Raw genomic sequence first — 16840 nt, forward strand, 5'->3', positions numbered from 1 at the left:
CAATTCTAGTATATCCTTATTGGATTAATCCATGAAGGATTTATACAACTAAGTAATGAAAGTTATATGAAGAAAAGAAAGACAATAATCATGATGACTTGGATAATTCCTTTTACAAGCGCAGAGCTAAACAAACCTACAACAGAACCAACACCTGCTTTTAACGCCAGTTTTACACTATTCTTTCGAACCAACAGCTCTCCTATCACTGCTCCAATGAAAGGACCAAGAATGATTCCTGCTACCGGAATAACAAACGGACCAATTAAAAGCCCAATGGTACTTCCCCAAATTGAAGCTTTACTGCCTCCAAATTTTTTCACTCCTAATACATTGGAAAAATAATCAGCAACAAAAAGAAGGATGACAAATAGTGCGGTAATCACCCAAAACAGCCAGGTTAATTCTTCAAAAGAAAAAAAGATACCATAAAGAATAAACCCACCAACAAGAAACAAAACACTAGGGATAATCGGATACACTAGTCCAATAAAGGAAATGACAAAAAGTGCGATAATGATAACCCAATACAGAATGTCCATTTTTTCCCTCCAACCATAATAAAAAGCCAGACTCGAAGTAGAGTCTGGCTATATTTTACCATTATAATGTTCCGTGGTCTTCTCCTAATACTGCTTCAGCAATATTAACTGCGTGGTCACCAATACGCTCAAGGTTACTGATGATATCAACAAAGACGATACCTGCTTGACCTGTGCATAATCCTTCATTTAAACGAAGGATATGCTTTTTACGTAAGGATCTTTCCATTTTATCTATTTGGTCTTCTTTCATTCTTACATCATTTGCAAGTTCTTTATTATTTAATTTTAGTGATTCAATCGCTTCTTTTACTGTAGAGATCGTCAACGTGAACATTTCTTCAAGATCTTTTTCTGCTTGCTCTGTAAGATCCACTTTATTAGCCAATTTATAATCCACAAGCTCTACAATGTTTTCAAAGTGATCTCCAATTCTTTCTATATCACGAACGGTATCCATTAAAACGGAATGCTCTTCTGATTCATTATCTGTCAAGGAGCTAGAAGATAGCTTCACAAGGTAATCCGTAATTTTTCTGTCTAAATTGTTGATTGCTTCTTCAATAGAGTAAGCTTGCTCAGAATATTTAGCTGTACCCGTTTTTAAATATTCATAGGAAGATTCAAGACCAACTACTGAAAAATCTCCCATTCTCAACACTTCCTCTTTTGCTTGTCCTAAAGCAAGAGAAGGAGATTGCTCTATAAAAATAGGGTCAAGATGTTTTGCCTTATATTCAATCACTGAATCATCACCTGGAATAATCTTTGTTACGATTAACGCAAGTAGCCCAATGAATGGGAACTGAATAATAACATTGGCGATATTAAAAGAACCGTGTGCAAATGCTATCGTCATTTCAGGATTTAAATTTAATGTATTTTGCAAGTACAAAACAAACTTCTCAAACGGCACTAATAGGATTAATACAATCGTTGTTCCAACAAGATTAAACATTACATGGGACAATGCTGCACGTTTTGCTGCCACAGAAGCACCAATTGCCGCCAATACTGCTGTAATGGTGGTTCCGATATTATCACCAAATAATACTGGTAATGCAGCGTCCAAACTAATAGCACCCTGTCCAAATAGTTCCTGCAATATTCCTATAGTCGCACTAGAACTTTGTACAATAACAGTAAATACCGTACCAATTACTACACCAAGAATAGGATTGTCACTCATGGTTACTGTTAAATCATAAAAAGCTTGTAACTCTCTTAATGGCTTTAAGCCGTCGCCCATAATACCTAAACCTAAGAATAATGCCCCAAATCCAAATACTACTTGACCTAAGTACTGTATTTTCTGCTTTTTAAAGAAAAACAGTAAAATTGCTCCGGCTGCAATAATAGGCAGCGCATAATCGGATATTTTGATTCCGATGATAAAAGCTGTAACTGTGGTACCAACATTGGCACCCATAATAACTCCAATGGCTTGCCTTAAGGACATAAACCCTGCACTTACTAACCCAACCGTTAAGGCAGTGGTACCTGAGCTAGATTGAATTAGAATCGTTACAATAATACCCGCTAATACACCCATAAACGGATTTGTCGTAAAACGATCCAGGATATCTCTTAGCTTATCTCCTGCTGATTTTTGTAGTCCGTCACCCATGTATTTAATCCCAAAAAGGAAAATACCCAGACCACCAATAAATTCAAATATTAACTTCTGAACATCCAAGTCCAATTCATTCAACCCCTTAATCGAAAGACTAATTTCGCTCGACAAAAATCTACAAATTGAAAACCACCTATTATTATTAACCCAATATTATGGTATTGTAAATAACCAACTTCATAAATTTACATTATCTTTACAAAACGTAATGAAGATTTTACATTGTACATGTTGACAAAATAATTAATTGTTCTCTCTCTTCAATTAAGGTACGATAAAAAAGTAATTTTACATAAAAGGATGAGCAAATTGAACCTATTTTCGCAATTTATTATAAGTCTCTATTCTCCAAAAACCATGGCAACTTTTCGGTTTCAAGGAATTGGCAAAACTATTCTTTACATATTTTTTCTTGTTCTTGTCACTTCTATTCCCCTTTTCATCAGTTTCGGAACCAATGCTTTTACCGTAACAGCTAATACGGAGGAATTTTCTGAAACGAATTTAGAACATTTAATGATCGTTTTTATTGTCCTTGGATATTTGTATTTTTGCGGAATAAAATTTGTACAAATTAGCATGTTGGCATTGGTTGGATTACTCATAAAAAGCAGACTAAAACGGACAAATTTACAGTATCGCCACACATGGAGATTATCCGCTTATGCTGTGACGCTTCCGACCCTACTTTTTTCTTTACTACAAGCATTTCAAATAGAGTACCCTTATTCTGAAAGCTTAAATCCTCTGATTAGCTTTGGGTTATGTACTCTCCTACTGTTTTTCATTATTAAAGAAATTAAAGTGAAAAAGCCTCAATAAAAACATCGGCGGTATGTCGATGTTTTTTTATCATTTTTTTCTCGGACAAGCATATAGTGAACTAAACACAGTCCGAGAGGAGAAAATTTCATGATTCGTTTTTTCGTTGTCGCTCTTATTTTCATTACAATATACAGCATATATTATGACCTATCCTCTGGAACCATTCCTGAGACGGTATCCTCAAATACAACGGTTTCACCATTACAAGCTGATACCTCGGGTAATGAAGAGAGCTCTGAAACCTCTAAACCCTACATAGAAGTGGAGATAAAGGCCGGTGACACTGTTCTGACTGTTGCTGAAAAAATGACAAATAAACCTATCCCCGTGTCCATCCAACAGCTTATTGAAGATTTTCAAATTTTAAACAATGGCACCGCTCCAGAAAAAATTCAAATCGGAAAAACATACAAGTTTCCTGTCTATTAGAAGACAGGAAACTTTTTCACTTGTCATTACAGAAGGTGATTGTTAAAATATGTTGGGAGTTAGTGGATATTACTAGCTTTTTTAATCATGAAAAGGTAATCTGAGGTTATAGATGTTTGATCACAAAGATCATTTTCTAAAGGAGCGATTCACTCGTGAATGAAATTATACATCGTACGAAAACCCGCCCTGTCAAGGTTGGAGATTTGACAATCGGCGGTAGTAATGAACTGTTTATTCAAAGTATGACCACAACCAAAACGCATGATGTAGAAGCTACGGTTGCTGAGATTAAACGCTTAGAGGAGGCAGGCTGTCAGGTTGTTCGTGTTGCTTGTCCAGACGAGCGGGCAGCGAATGCCATTGCTGATATCAAAAAACAAATTAACATCCCCCTTGTAGTGGACATTCATTTTGATTACAAGCTTGCTTTAAAAGCAATCGAAGGCGGAGCAGACAAGATTCGAATCAACCCTGGGAACATTGGCCGTCGTGAGAAGGTAGAAGCAGTTGTGAAAGCCTGTAAGGAAAAAGGCATTCCAATCCGCATTGGTGTAAACGCAGGCTCACTTGAAAAACGTATTATCGAGAAATATGGCTACCCTACAGCTGACGGCATGGTGGAAAGTGCCCTTCATCATATCAAGATTTTAGAGGACCTTGATTTTCACGATATCATCGTGTCCATGAAAGCATCTGATGTGAACCTGGCAATTGAAGCTTATGAAAAAGCGGCGAAAGCATTTGACTATCCGCTTCACCTCGGAATTACTGAGTCAGGTACTCTTTTTGCTGGAACCGTTAAAAGTGCTGCAGGATTAGGAGCAATTCTCAGCAAAGGCATCGGGAATACATTACGTATTTCCTTAAGCGCAGATCCAGTAGAGGAAGTAAAGGTTGCCCGTGAATTATTGAAGTCATTTGGATTATCATCCAATGCTGCTACCTTGATATCCTGCCCTACTTGCGGAAGAATTGAAATTGACCTAATTAGTATTGCGAATGAAGTGGAAGAATACATTTCTACCATTAAAGCTCCAATTAAAGTCGCTGTTTTAGGTTGTGCAGTGAACGGACCTGGTGAAGCTCGCGAGGCCGATATTGGTATTGCTGGTGCGCGAAATGAAGGCTTGCTGTTCCGCAAAGGAGAAATTGTTCGGAAAGTTCCTGAAGCCACCATGGTTGATGAGTTGAAAAAAGAAATTGATAAAATTGCAGAAGAATATTTCGCTCAACAGGAAGAAGAAAAAGCAAAAGCTTGACACCATTAAGGTGCCAAGCTTTTTTCGTTCTCTCACGGTTAAAACAAAGGCAGAACAAAGATCCCAACGACAATCGAAACAATACCTATTCCGATTGCCCATGCTCCTAACCCTGCTGCCCCACGTTTACGGGCAATAAAGCCGACGATAATTCCAGCAGCTCCCATAATGATTGGGAGGAAGAACAAGGAGAGAATGGATAAGGCTAAACCTAAAAATCCTAGACCTCTTCCGCTCATTCCCATTACGTCACTGCGTTCTTCTTCAAATATAGCCTCACGTTCCCTATTTCTGTCCGCTTCGACAATCGGGCGAGCTGGAGCAACTTCCGCTGCGTGCTCTTCTAAAAATTCCCGGTGGCCCTTCGCTCTAGAAACATGAGGTTCTTCATAAGCCACGTCTGAATCAAAACGGTCAAGTTTCTCTTCGTTTTTCTCAAATTCACTTGCCATTCGTATCCCTCGCTTTCTTAAGAAGTTAGGAGCATTACTTATTATGAACCATTGAATGCATAAACATGGTTGTTAATCTTTGTTAAGTTTAAAGGGACAAAATATGATAAACTATAGTTAACATCAAGCTGGGAGGAAGACATGAGAAAAAGATTTGGAATCGATATCGATGGGACGCTAACATGCCCTACAACCTTTATCCCTTTTATTAATAATACGTTAAATAAAAACATTACTTTTGAAGATATGACTCAATACGACTTAACTCCATTAATGGGGTTAACCGAAGAACAGTTTTGGAAATGGATGGACGAGATGGAACCACTCATATATAAGGATGCCCCTCTTGCCAAAGGAGCTAAAGCGATTGTTCAAAACTGGAAACAACATCATGACTTATATTTTATTAGTGCAAGAAGAAAGCACTTATTAGATGTCACATGCAAGTGGTTTAATAAAAAGGATATTGATTATGATCACCTAGAGCTCATTGGTACACATAATAAAATTGCCGCAGTAAAAAATCATAACATCGACATCTTCTTTGAAGATAAACATGATAATGCTTGTGATATTAGTGAGGAATGCAAAATACCAGTTATCCTATTTGATACCCCCTATAACCGCGAGCCTATTCCTTCAAATGTTCATCGAGTGAAGAGTTGGAGAGAAGCAAATAAAAAAGTGGAAACCCTATTTACTAAAATACCCGCTTATAAATAAGAAGTTCTACTAGCAACAATTCTTTTGAAAAACTAAAAAACTGCGGAAGCCCAAATTTAGGCTTCCGCAGTTTCTATTTTTTCATCATACGAATTAAATATGACTCAACCTCTTTCACAAAGTCTTCTGCATTCATATCTTCTCCGTTTGTACCCAATTCTTTTAAGGTTTGCATCAAATTCATCAGCTCTTCTTTTCTTAAAGAAGCAAATGTTTCATTCCCTGTTGTCATCTAGAACACCCTTATATAATCATTTAGGACATCTTTCGATTCATCCCTCTTATTTCTTAGGGCACGAATTAAAAAATAGGAGGTATTAACTATATATGAAAATAAGGGAGAAATGTGACTTCACACGCATTCAGGGCATTTTCCGTAAATTTCAAATTTATGGCCGGTAACATCATAGCCTTTTAAATTTTCTTCTAACATCTGCATTGGGCATGTTTCAATTTCCTTCGTTTTTCCGCAAGCCAAACAAATAAAATGATGATGATGGTGCTTGGTAGAACAAGTAAATCGAAAATGCTTTTCCCCTGAAAGCTCTGTTGTTTCAAGAATGCCTAACTCAACAAAAAGAGCAAGGTTTCGATAAATTGTATCAAAGCTTAGCCCAGGATAGTCGTCTTTCATAAAATCCAAAACATCTTTTGCCGTCAGATACTTGTCCTCATTTGCGAACAATTCCAGCATTTCCTGGCGCTTCCCTGTATATTTAAAGCCCTTATCTTTCATTAAAGTCAAAGCCTGTGAAACATTCATCCTTTTGACCCCCTTATCTTATTCAAAATAATTGTTCCAATCAAAATAAGGACAGAAATAATGACAATGGTTCCTCCTGGCGCCAAATCTAGATAGAAGGAGGAAATAAGCCCCCCAATCACTGCTATCTCCCCAAATAAAATAGCAAGAAATATCGTTTGCTTAAAACCCCTGCTCAGCCGCATACTCGCTGCCACTGGCAATGTCATTAACGAAGATACTAACAGAATCCCTACAATACGCATGGAAGCAGCAATCACAAGCGCAACCATTACTATAAATAAGAGATGAAAAAACTTACTATTGACTCCTGATATCTTTGCATGCTCCTCATCAAAGGAAAGCACAAATAATTCCTTATAGAAAAGGATAACGGTAATCGTTACTCCTATTGTCACAATAAAAACCGTCCAAAAATCTCCCGCTGTAACGGCACTTACACTTCCAAAAAGAAAATTAAATAAATCAGTATTAAAACCATCAGCAAGTGATATAAAAATAACACCCAGACCTATTCCTGATGATAATATAATCGGAATAGCAAGTTCTTGATAATGCTTATACACTTCTCGTAGCTTTTCTATAAATAAAGCCCCTGTAACGGAAAATGCCATCCCAAAATAAATAGGGCTCACACCAGTCATCATGCCAAATCTCTTTTCAACTAACAGGCTTGCAGCGATTCCGGCCAAGGTGACGTGACTTAAGGCATCTGCAATAAGAGACAAGCGCCTCACCACCACAAACACACCTAATAGTGGTGCTAAGAAACCAATTAAAATTCCTGTAAAAAAAGCATTTCTTAAAAATTCAAACTGCATTAAAGCTGTAATCATGTTCGAGAACCTCCATGGTGGTGATGATGATCATGACTTAACACATGAACATCATGGCCATAAAACTGCGATAGTTCCGTTGATTGTAACTCCTCAAATTCATCTGTCACACCATGAAAGTGCAAATGCTTATTTAAACAAGCCACATGCGTCACTTTTTCTGTTATGGTCCCTACATCATGGGTAACCAGGATAAGTGTAATCCCTAACTTCTTGTTCAAATGAGCGAGCATAGAGTAAAAGTTTTGCACATTTTTAATATCCACTCCGACAGTAGGCTCATCTAGAATTAACAATTCTGGTTCACTCACAAGTGCTCGAGCAATAAATACTCTTTGCTGCTGCCCTCCAGAAAGCTCACCAATATTTCTATACGTGAACTCCTCCATACCTACTGAATGAATCGCTTCAATCACTTGTTTTTTATGATTTTTATTAAAAAATTTAAATAGACCAACCTTCGATACTAAACCTGTAGAAACCACTTCAAATACAGTAGCAGGAAAACCAGAATTAAAGCTATTGGCCTTTTGCGAAACAAAACCAATCTTGTCCCATTCCTTAAATTTACGAGAATCCTTCCCAAACAATTCAATTGTACCTTTTTGTGGTCGTAATAAACCAAGAATACACTTCAAAAGCGTTGATTTTCCCGAGCCGTTTGGGCCAACTAGACCTAAAAATGCACCTTTTGGAATGGTCAAATTGATATCCTCTATCACGTTTTGCTTATCATATTTATACGAAACACCTTTAACATCCAATACATTTTCCATATCTATCACACCTTAATAAAATAAGAATGATTACGTTTTTTACCAATAGGCAATTATACAGCAGGTGGATGCAAAAGTAAATATATAAGCATATTTTCAAAAAGCTCTGTTAAACTTCGCGATTGATTTCCGCAAATGGCTCCGCGTCCTGCGGTGCTATTTGTGAGCCTCTTCGGCTTCGCCTGCGGGGTCTCTAGTCTATCGCTTTATTCCCGCTGGAGTCACCGCCTTTGCTGCAATCAACAGCGAAAAACTTCTTTAAATCTATCATTGCCTTTTACAAAACCTCTCAAAAAGAAAAAAGCCTTATACAGGCTTTTCGGAAATAAGAGGCAGACGAAAGCAAAAAGTGGAGCCTTCTCCTATCTTACTATTTACAAACAATTCTCCCTCATGATCTTCAATAATTTTTTTACATAGAGGAATACCTAAGCCATTGCCTTTTTCTTTTGTGGTAAAAAATGGCTTCCCTATTCGATCCAACACATCCTCATTCATGCCTTTTCCATTATCAATCACCTTAATCTCATAAAAGGTATCGAATTTTTTGGCACGCAGTAAAAACAGCTTATTTTTTTGATCCTTTGGGTAGGCCTCAATGGCGTTGCGTAGAAAATTAAGCATTACCTGTTTAATCATTGCTTCATTTACTAACACATATTCATCGACTTCATCGATATCAAAATCAAAATCAATATTATGTAATAGGCACTCTGATTGGAAAATATAGACCAATGACTGAAAAATACGTTGCGGAAGGATAACTTGCTTCTTCACTTTTTTCCTAGAAACAGATAAAAAGTCCTCAATGATGGAATTCATTCTGTTAATTTCAGCCATGATTGTATCGTAGTACTTGCTCCAATTATTCGTGATTTGTGATAGCTGGATAAAACCTTTAATTACAGAGAGAGGATTTCTAAGCTCATGGGCCATTCCCGCTGAGATTTGCGAGACAGATTCCATTTGCTGTTTATACACTAGCAGGTTTTCAAATTTTTGCTGATACGATCTATCATGAATAATGAAAAATACTTTATCCGAGCGTTCGAAGAAAATACCCTGAATCTGGTAGAGAACTTCATCATCGTAACAGATTCTTTCTTTAAATTTCTTATTCCCAAGTACTTCTTCATAAATTTCATATAGTTTGTCCTTCAAAAATACTGGCGTAAGCAGTTCTTCAAATTCAAGGTTTACATAGTCTTCATCTACATCGAGCTCTAAAAGAGTCAAACACCGATGATTAATGTATTCAATCTTTCCTCCCTTAGAAAGCACCAAAATAGCGATATCAAGGGAATTAGTCATGAATTCATTCACTTTAAGTGACTGTTCTATCGTTCCATAATGAAGTGGTAAGACAACGGAGCTTTCTTTATTTTCAATTACATAGCCTGAAAGGTACAGTCTCTCCCCAGAAAACACACCTGTATAACAGACCTCATGAAACTTTCCATTTACCCGATGAAACAAAAACCGTTTTACACTCTTTCCTTCTGCTTCCATGATATCTTTTAAGTAAGCATACACTTCATGGCGATAGGTGGAAGGAAAGCTCAGGAAAAAAGAACGCTCCTCCTCTAAATAAGCTAAAAACTTATTAGCGTGGGTATTCCATTCCTCGATAAAACCATTCGTATTTAATATTAATCTAATTTCTGAATTTAATTTTTGAAATATATCCTGCTCTTTTTTATCTATTATAAACGACAAGGTGACTCCCCCTTGTTTCCCCTTTAAATATCGTTCGTTAATGGAATATTTTAATTATACAATAATTTCCCAACAGTTGTCATATTATTTCTAAAAGGTAGCCTTTTTGTTTTTTTATCATAGGCTATGTTTGGGAGGGGAATGTGATAATGAATATTTACCAGCAGATTGTCAACAAGAAACTCCATGGCATCACGCCAAAGGAATTGTTGAAGTATAGTGATGAGTATAACATTAACCTAACAAGTGATCAGGCAAAGAAAGTAGCAGCTTTATTAAATTCGAAAAAGGTAAATGTGTTTAATACGTCGGAGAGAATTCAGTTGATGAAGGAAGTTGCCAAAATAACCGGTCATGAAACAGCGAAAAAAGTAAATCAATTATTTTTGGAATTTATCAAATGAAAAAAGCTGTACGGATTTTGTCCGTACAGCTTTTTTTATTGTTCATTAATTATCTTTGATAAAATTTCTTCCTCAAAACTTTTGCTTTTAAGCATGGCAATTTCATGCTTGTATGGAGGTTTTCTGTCCTTTTTATCTTCTCCAACATATGGTGTTTCTAAAATTTTCGGAATATGCGTTAATTGGGCATGATGGACTATATAGTTGATGGCATCGAAGCCAATGTGTCCAAAGCCAATGTTTTCATGACGATCTTTAGCTGCTCCACAACTATTTTTACTATCATTAATATGCAATACTTTTAACCGATCAAGACCAATGATATCATCAAATTGCTTTAATACACCGTCAAAGTCATTGACAATGTCATATCCTGCATCATGAACGTGACATGTATCAAGGCATATGGATAGCTTTTCATTAAGATGCACTCCATCAATAATCCTCGCTAGTTCTTCAAAGGTCCGTCCGCATTCTGAGCCTTTTCCAGCCATTGTTTCTAGAGCGATTTGGACATTTTGTTCCTTTGTCAGGGCTTCATTCAATCCTTTGATAATTTGAGTGATTCCCTCATCCGTTCCGGCACCTACGTGAGCACCAGGGTGAAGCACAATCTGCTTTGCTCCGATAGCTTCTGTTCTCTTTACTTCTTCTGCAAGGAATCTAACTCCAAGCTCAAAGGTCTCTGGTTTTTGGGAATTACCAATATTAATAATATAGGGCGCATGGACGATAATTTCTTGTATTCCATGCTCCTTCATATGAATGCGGCCAGCCTCAATATTCAAATCTTCTATCTTTTTTCTTCTTGTATTTTGAGGAGCACCAGTATAAATCATGAATACATTTGAGCCATAAGAAGCTGCTTCTTCACTAGCTGCAAGTAACATCTTTTTTCCACTCATGGAAACATGAGAGCCAATTAATACGTTTTCCACAACATCACCTCATTTAAAATCAGTTATTATTTTATCATAATGATGCTGGGAAAGGTCATGAAAGTGCTCATTTTCAGCGTTTTTTGAGACGTCTTTGTCTCTTTTTATACTGCTCTACTTCGTATTTATGTTTCTTTTTATACCCAGGCTTTACTTTGGTTGATTTTTTGACTGCTGTTTTCGCAGCAACATCAATTTCATTGATTTGTTTTTTTCTAGCTTTTCTCTTATTACGAGGTCCAACCTCAACCAGCTCTCCAGCACGAATTTCTAACTGTGTGAACTGTATGCCAAGATTTTCAATTTGATTAATAGCATTCTCATCTGATGGTTCATAGATTGTTACGGCAATACCGGAATAATCCGCACGGGCAGTTCGTCCAACTCTGTGAATATAGAAGTCAAGATCAGTTGGAAGCTCATAATTGATCACATGACTGACTCCTTCAATATCGATACCCCTTGCAGCGAGATCGGTTGCAACAACATATTGAAATTCAAGGTCGTTAATTGACTTCATCATTTTCTTGCGTTCACGCGGGTTAAGATCGCCGTGAAGTCTCCCAACCTTTAAGCCTTCTTGCAGCAATTCATCTGCCACTTCATCTGCTTTCTTTTTCGTGTTAGTGAACACGATGGCAAGGTACGGGTTGTATTTTACTAAAAGGTCACGTACCGTTCTCGTTCTTGTTTTTGATTTTAATGGCATTAAGAGATGTTTTATTTTTTCAGCTGCAACCTGCTTTGGCGCAACATGCGTATATTTAGGGTTTTCCATGTATTTTCTTAAGAAAGGCTTTAGCTTTTCTGGTATGGTTGCGGAGAAGACTAGTATTTGCAGATTTTCTGGCATCGCTGCTGCAACTTTATCAACGTCTTCAATAAATCCCATGTCAAGCATGAGGTCTGCTTCATCGACAACAATTGTTTTGGCAGTATGGACGAGTAACGCATTCTCTACCATAAGGTCCTTAATACGACCAGGGGTACCTACCACAATATGAGGCTGTGTTTTTAAGCGGTCTATCGTTCTTTGTTTATCCGTTCCGCCAACATAGCAACGGGCAGAAATCATGTCTTCACCAGTACAAAACTTTGTAATCTTTAGAACCTCTTGATAAATTTGGTTTGCCAGTTCTCTTGTTGGTGCCGTAATAACTGCTTGAACTTCCTGTTTTGCAGCATCAATATTGCTAAGGATTGGCAATAAGAAAGCATGTGTTTTTCCTGTTCCAGTTTGAGATTGCCCAATGGCACTTTCTCCGTTAAGTAATGCAGGAATCATTCTCTCTTGCACTTCCGTTGGTTTTTGAAAACGAAGCTCGTTTACAGCTTCCAGGATAAATGGTTTTAAATTAAATCGTTCAAATTGCTTTGTCATATATTTGTACCTCCAAGGTTGCTTCCATAAAAAATGTTTAAAAGAAAAGCTGTTCCGTTCGACTTTTCAACTCCAAACCCCTATTATAAAGGAGTTTTTACTTTTTGGCTACACTACGGTTGTGCCCATTCTTTCAAGACTATAAACATGACTAGCCCTTTCTGCATAAATTAAAGAAGAATAGAAAGACGATGTGAGGAAAGAAAGGAGGATTACCATGTTATTTGGACCTAATCGACCAATGCGAGAGATGAACCAGCAACCATTCTTCCGCATCGGTCCCTCCCAAATGATGCAACAACCACCTAATAATAATTTCTTTAATAGTTTAAATATGTCCAACCAAAATATGAGAAATGCCCCTATGCCAGGGATGTCTACCATGCGAAACCCAATGATGAGGCAAAACCCTTCTGGATTTATGGGAGGAGCTGGTAGAGGTTTTAATCGCGGTGGCGGCGGTCTCTTTAGTCGACTTGGTGGTGGCGGCGGTGGCGGCTTCAATCAAAGTGGTGGCGGCGGTGGTTTGCTTTCCAAACTTTTCGGTAGATCAGCCGCAGGAAATGCTGCAAACATGGGCGGAGTCGGTCAACTTGGAAATATGGGTGGTCTAAATCAACTCGCAACAAGAGGCGGTCTTGGTCAGTTAGCGAATGCTGGTGGTCTCGGGCAGTTAGCGAATGCTGGTGGGCTTGGGCAATTCCTAAACCCCAGTAATTTAACAGGAATGTTAGGGAACGTTCAAAAAGCACTTAAAATGGCCGAAGGGGTTATGCCGATGGTTCAGCAATATGGACCTCTCGTGCGCAATGTTCCTGCTATGCTGAAACTCTATAGTGAATTAAAAAATGCAGATGACATCGAGGTGGAAGATGAAGAAAACACAACCTCGGATAAAACAGATAAAACAGAAAACACCGAATCCTCTTCCACCGAAGAAGGAAAAAAGAAAAGAAAACAAAAAAAGGTTCGAGTGAAAATGGAGAATTCGGAGAAAACGGAGAAAACTACCAAAGATGAAGTTAGCCAAAAAACATCCACCACTCCCGCCCCTAAACTATATATTTAAGAGCTACTAATATCTTCTTTTGTACTATCCCTCCAATTTATACTATAATAGAAATCAGGAATGAGAGAGTGATGCATCACTCTCTTTATTGATGTTAGGAGGGTATGCCCTTATGGAAATTATTAAGATTGCCCCACGTGGTTATTGCTATGGCGTTGTAGATGCAATGGTCATTGCCAGAAATGCAGCATTAGATCCAACCTTACCCCGACCAATCTACATCTTAGGTATGATTGTTCATAATAAACATGTAACGGATGCATTTGAAGAAGAAGGAATTATTACTCTGGATGGCGCAAATCGTCTTGAAATATTAGATCAAATTCATGAAGGTACCGTGATTTTCACAGCACATGGTGTATCACCTGAGGTAAAAAAGCGGGCTCGTGATAAAGGATTGACTACCATCGATGCAACATGCCCTGATGTTACTCGAACTCATGATCTAATTCGAGCGAAGGAAGCGGAAGGCTATGAGGTCATCTATATTGGGAAAAAAGGACATCCAGAACCAGAAGGAGCGGTTGGTGTAGCACCTAATATCGTTCATCTTGTGGAAAGTGAAGAGGATGTAGCGAATCTTTCTATTAACCGCGAAAAAATCATTGTTACGAACCAAACAACCATGAGTCAATGGGATGTAGCTGATATTATGGTGAAAGTACAAGAAAAATATCCACACGTTGAGCAACATAAAGAGATTTGCCTTGCTACTCAAGTTAGACAAGAAGCAGTTGCCGAGCAGGCAGGACAAGCAGATGTCACCATTGTTGTCGGTGATCCAAAAAGTAATAACTCTAATCGACTTGCTCAAGTATCCCAAGAGATTGCCGGGACACCTGCCTATCGAATCTCTGATTTAAGTGAACTACAAATCCAATGGTTAATGAATGCCAAAACAGTAGCTGTGACAGCTGGTGCTTCGACACCAACTCCTATTACTAAAGAGGTTATCCAGTTTATTGAGCAGTTTAATCCATTAAACAAAGATACTTGGAAAACGGAAAAAAATGTTCCGTTGCAAAAGATTCTACCAAAAGTCAAGAAAACGAAGACGTCATAACAAAAAGCAACATCCTAAGTGACAAGTAGGATGTTGCTTTTTAAGTTACATAAATGTAAATGGGTCGGTGTTACTTTCAGAAACCAATACCTGTAGTTCCCATTTATTTTCGGATGCTGCTTGTTGGAGCTCGTCTGAAACACCCTTTTTCATAATTTTTTCGGCATAGTGGCCAGGATCAATTACGTTCAAACCGATCGCCAAAGCATCATGGGCGGTATGAAAATACAGATCCCCTGTTACATATACATCAGCTCCAGCAAATTTCGCAGAATGAATGTACTTATTTCCGTCCCCACCTAGCACCGCTACTTTTTTGATTAACGCTTTTTGATCACCAACAACTCGGACATTTTGCACATCCAGTGCTTTTTTTGTATGCTGGGCAAATTCGGCTAAGCTCATTGGCTCTGCAAGTCTACCAACTCGACCAAGTCCAAGGGAATCTCCTTCATTTTCAAGCTTATAAATATCGTATGCTACTTCTTCATAAGGGTGGGATTTCATCATTGCAGAGAGAACTTTCTTTTCCATGGAAACAGGATAGATGGTTTCCACCTTAACTTCCCGCACTTTTTCCAAGTGTCCTTTTTCACCGATAAACGGATTTGTCCCGTGGAGTGGCATGAAACGGCCTTCTCCCTCAATATTAAAAGAACAATGACTGTAATTGCCGATATGACCCGCTCCGGCATTGCCGAGGGCATCTCGCACATTATCTGCATGCGTGAGAGGAACAAACACGCTAATTTTTCTTAGTTCCTCTTTTTGTGTGGGAACTAGTACTTCTGTTTCCTTAAGACCTAACGCATCTGCTAGTAAATCATTGACACCACCAGGAGCCACATCCAAGTTGGTGTGAGCAACATAGACAGCAATGTCATGTTTAATGCACTTTGTAACAATTTTCCCAGCTGGAGTTTGATCTGTTATATGAGGCAATGCTCTAAAAATCGGTGGATGATGGGCAATGATTAAATCCACTTGATTGTTCATTGCCTCATCAACTACATTTTCCAGCACATCCAATGTAACCATCACTTTTTTTACTGGTTTGTTTAATGAACCAATTTGCAAACCAATTTTATCTCCCTCTACGGCATATTTTTTTGGAGAGAACTGTTCAAACCATTGAATAATTTCAAAACCGTTCACTGTTTTCAAGGTCTAGGACCTCCTCAACCAATTTTATCTTGCTTTTTAATTCTTGCATTTTTGTAAGATTTGCTTCCGTTTGAGCTGCTGCTTCTAGTTGAGAAACAATCTTCTTCCAATGAGCATGTTCATGTGACCACTTTTGAATGAAAACTTCATTTTTTTCTTTTGCTAAAAACGGCCCCATCAGTAAATATGCGTCTTTATTTTCTTTATAAAGCTCCTGTGTTATTCCTCGCTCTGCAACTAGTATTTCATAAATCCTATTATCCTCGATAAGTATACGTTCTGCTGTAAGCTCCCAACTATTTTGAAGCAACCACTCTCGAATTTTTATGGCTCCAATATTCGGCTGAAGCACAAGGGTTTTCACACCTTTGAGCTTTTCTTTTCCTTTTTCCAAAATGGATGTTATTAATGTTCCGCCCATACCAGCTATGGTGACACAAGTAACTTCATTAGGTGAAATAACATCTAGTCCATCCCCTTTTCTGACTTCAATGGCATGTGTTAACTCTGTTTTTTTCACCTGTTGAACGGCAGATTGATATGGGCCTTCTACTACCTCTCCTGCAACTCCTCTTTCGATATAACCCTGTAAATAAGCATAGCATGGTAAATAGGCATGGTCAGAGCCGATATCAGCTAGGATACTTCCTTTAGGTATATACGATGCTACGGCTTCAAGTCTTTTTGAAAGTTTAAGTTCATTCATTTGTTTGGTCCTCACTGCTTATGTATTTTCATTCTTCTCGTATTAGTATAAGGCTTTGTTAATTTTTTCAGTTGATTTCCGCAAATTTGCTCCGCGTCAACGGGGCGATTTGTAAGCCTCCTCGGGCATGCCCTGCTGGGTCTCCCGTCAATCGCTTC

19 protein-coding genes are annotated in these 16840 nt (G+C 38.1%); 7 read left to right on the forward strand and 12 right to left on the reverse strand.

Going from position 1 to position 16840, the window contains the following annotated elements; all coding sequences use genetic code 11:
* Positions 1-62 precede the first annotated feature (62 nt).
* Positions 63-542 (reverse strand): DUF456 domain-containing protein, encoded by a 480-nt coding sequence (locus FIU87_RS14055; RefSeq protein ID WP_152445172.1) that lies wholly within the window; start codon positions 540-542, stop codon positions 63-65.
* A gap of 61 nt (positions 543-603) precedes the next feature.
* A complete protein-coding gene (locus FIU87_RS14060) occupies positions 604-2244 on the reverse strand; it encodes a Na/Pi cotransporter family protein (protein WP_152445173.1) in 1641 nt (546 codons plus the stop codon).
* Positions 2245-2475: 231 nt separating this feature from the next.
* Between FIU87_RS14060 and FIU87_RS14065 the strand changes: the two genes are divergently transcribed.
* The 3 genes from FIU87_RS14065 (at position 2476) to ispG (ending at position 4691) form a co-directional block, all read left to right on the forward strand.
* Positions 2476-2997, forward strand: coding sequence for a DUF1189 family protein (locus FIU87_RS14065; protein WP_152445174.1), 522 nt, complete (start codon positions 2476-2478; stop codon positions 2995-2997).
* A 90-nt stretch (positions 2998-3087) separates the two neighbouring features.
* Positions 3088-3429: a hypothetical protein gene (locus tag FIU87_RS14070; RefSeq protein ID WP_152445175.1), complete on the forward strand. Its 342-nt coding sequence runs from the start codon at positions 3088-3090 to the stop codon at positions 3427-3429.
* 155 nt (positions 3430-3584) lie between these two features.
* On the forward strand, positions 3585-4691 hold the full coding sequence (gene ispG, locus FIU87_RS14075) for a flavodoxin-dependent (E)-4-hydroxy-3-methylbut-2-enyl-diphosphate synthase (RefSeq protein WP_152445176.1): 1107 nt from the start codon (positions 3585-3587) through the stop codon (positions 4689-4691).
* A gap of 38 nt (positions 4692-4729) precedes the next feature.
* On the opposite strand, the gene FIU87_RS14080 is transcribed toward ispG, so the two are convergent.
* Complete coding sequence (locus tag FIU87_RS14080) at positions 4730-5143, reverse strand: DUF308 domain-containing protein (protein ID WP_152445177.1); 414 nt, start codon at positions 5141-5143, stop codon at positions 4730-4732.
* A gap of 141 nt (positions 5144-5284) precedes the next feature.
* Here FIU87_RS14080 and FIU87_RS14085 point away from each other — a divergent pair, with 141 nt between their 5' ends.
* A complete protein-coding gene (locus FIU87_RS14085) occupies positions 5285-5866 on the forward strand; it encodes a hypothetical protein (protein ID WP_152445178.1) in 582 nt (193 codons plus the stop codon).
* 73 nt (positions 5867-5939) lie between these two features.
* Here the strand turns inward: FIU87_RS14085 and FIU87_RS21080 are convergent, their stop codons facing one another.
* The 5 genes from FIU87_RS21080 to FIU87_RS14105 form a co-directional block, all read right to left on the reverse strand.
* Positions 5940-6098: a hypothetical protein gene (locus FIU87_RS21080; RefSeq protein WP_172971066.1), complete on the reverse strand. Its 159-nt coding sequence runs from the start codon at positions 6096-6098 to the stop codon at positions 5940-5942.
* 120 nt (positions 6099-6218) lie between these two features.
* The gene (locus tag FIU87_RS14090; RefSeq protein ID WP_152445179.1) at positions 6219-6629 is read right to left on the reverse strand and encodes a zinc uptake transcriptional repressor Zur; all 411 of its coding nucleotides are present in this window, start codon (positions 6627-6629) and stop codon (positions 6219-6221) included.
* Entirely contained in the window at positions 6626-7465 is an 840-nt protein-coding gene (locus tag FIU87_RS14095; protein ID WP_152445180.1) for a metal ABC transporter permease, read from the reverse strand. The genes FIU87_RS14090 and FIU87_RS14095 overlap by 4 nt, the downstream gene beginning before the upstream one ends.
* Positions 7462-8241, reverse strand: a complete 780-nt coding sequence (locus FIU87_RS14100) for a metal ABC transporter ATP-binding protein (RefSeq protein WP_152445181.1) — start codon at positions 8239-8241, stop codon at positions 7462-7464. The genes FIU87_RS14095 and FIU87_RS14100 overlap by 4 nt, the downstream gene beginning before the upstream one ends.
* Before the next feature lie 306 nt (positions 8242-8547).
* On the reverse strand, positions 8548-9957 hold the full coding sequence (locus FIU87_RS14105; protein ID WP_152445182.1) for a sensor histidine kinase: 1410 nt from the start codon (positions 9955-9957) through the stop codon (positions 8548-8550).
* 149 nt (positions 9958-10106) lie between these two features.
* Here FIU87_RS14105 and FIU87_RS14110 point away from each other — a divergent pair, with 149 nt between their 5' ends.
* On the forward strand, positions 10107-10361 hold the full coding sequence (locus FIU87_RS14110) for a DUF2624 domain-containing protein (protein ID WP_152445183.1): 255 nt from the start codon (positions 10107-10109) through the stop codon (positions 10359-10361).
* Positions 10362-10396: 35 nt separating this feature from the next.
* Here FIU87_RS14110 and FIU87_RS14115 read toward each other — a convergent pair whose 3' ends face one another.
* Both FIU87_RS14115 and FIU87_RS14120 read right to left on the reverse strand, forming a co-directional pair.
* Complete coding sequence (locus tag FIU87_RS14115; protein WP_301538673.1) at positions 10397-11284, reverse strand: deoxyribonuclease IV; 888 nt, start codon at positions 11282-11284, stop codon at positions 10397-10399.
* Between the two features lie 88 nt (positions 11285-11372).
* Positions 11373-12680 carry a DEAD/DEAH box helicase gene (locus FIU87_RS14120; protein ID WP_152445185.1) on the reverse strand — a complete coding sequence of 436 codons (1308 nt, stop codon included), beginning with the start codon at positions 12678-12680 and terminating at the stop codon, positions 11373-11375.
* A 217-nt stretch (positions 12681-12897) separates the two neighbouring features.
* Between FIU87_RS14120 and FIU87_RS14125 the strand changes: the two genes are divergently transcribed.
* Both FIU87_RS14125 and FIU87_RS14130 read left to right on the forward strand, forming a co-directional pair.
* Positions 12898-13749 carry a YqfQ family protein gene (locus FIU87_RS14125; RefSeq protein WP_253905426.1) on the forward strand — a complete coding sequence of 284 codons (852 nt, stop codon included), beginning with the start codon at positions 12898-12900 and terminating at the stop codon, positions 13747-13749.
* 112 nt (positions 13750-13861) lie between these two features.
* Positions 13862-14812 carry a 4-hydroxy-3-methylbut-2-enyl diphosphate reductase gene (locus FIU87_RS14130; RefSeq protein WP_152445186.1) on the forward strand — a complete coding sequence of 317 codons (951 nt, stop codon included), beginning with the start codon at positions 13862-13864 and terminating at the stop codon, positions 14810-14812.
* Between the two features lie 45 nt (positions 14813-14857).
* Here FIU87_RS14130 and FIU87_RS14135 read toward each other — a convergent pair whose 3' ends face one another.
* Together FIU87_RS14135 and FIU87_RS14140 are read right to left on the reverse strand one after the other, a co-directional pair.
* Positions 14858-15976 carry a Nif3-like dinuclear metal center hexameric protein gene (locus FIU87_RS14135; RefSeq protein ID WP_152445187.1) on the reverse strand — a complete coding sequence of 373 codons (1119 nt, stop codon included), beginning with the start codon at positions 15974-15976 and terminating at the stop codon, positions 14858-14860.
* Complete coding sequence (locus FIU87_RS14140) at positions 15954-16682, reverse strand: tRNA (adenine(22)-N(1))-methyltransferase (RefSeq protein WP_152445188.1); 729 nt, start codon at positions 16680-16682, stop codon at positions 15954-15956. The genes FIU87_RS14135 and FIU87_RS14140 overlap by 23 nt, the downstream gene beginning before the upstream one ends.
* Between the last annotated feature and the right edge of the window lie 158 nt (positions 16683-16840).

The organism is Bacillus sp. THAF10, from assembly GCF_009363695.1.
GTDB lineage: Bacteria > Bacillota > Bacilli > Bacillales > Bacillaceae_I > Sutcliffiella_A.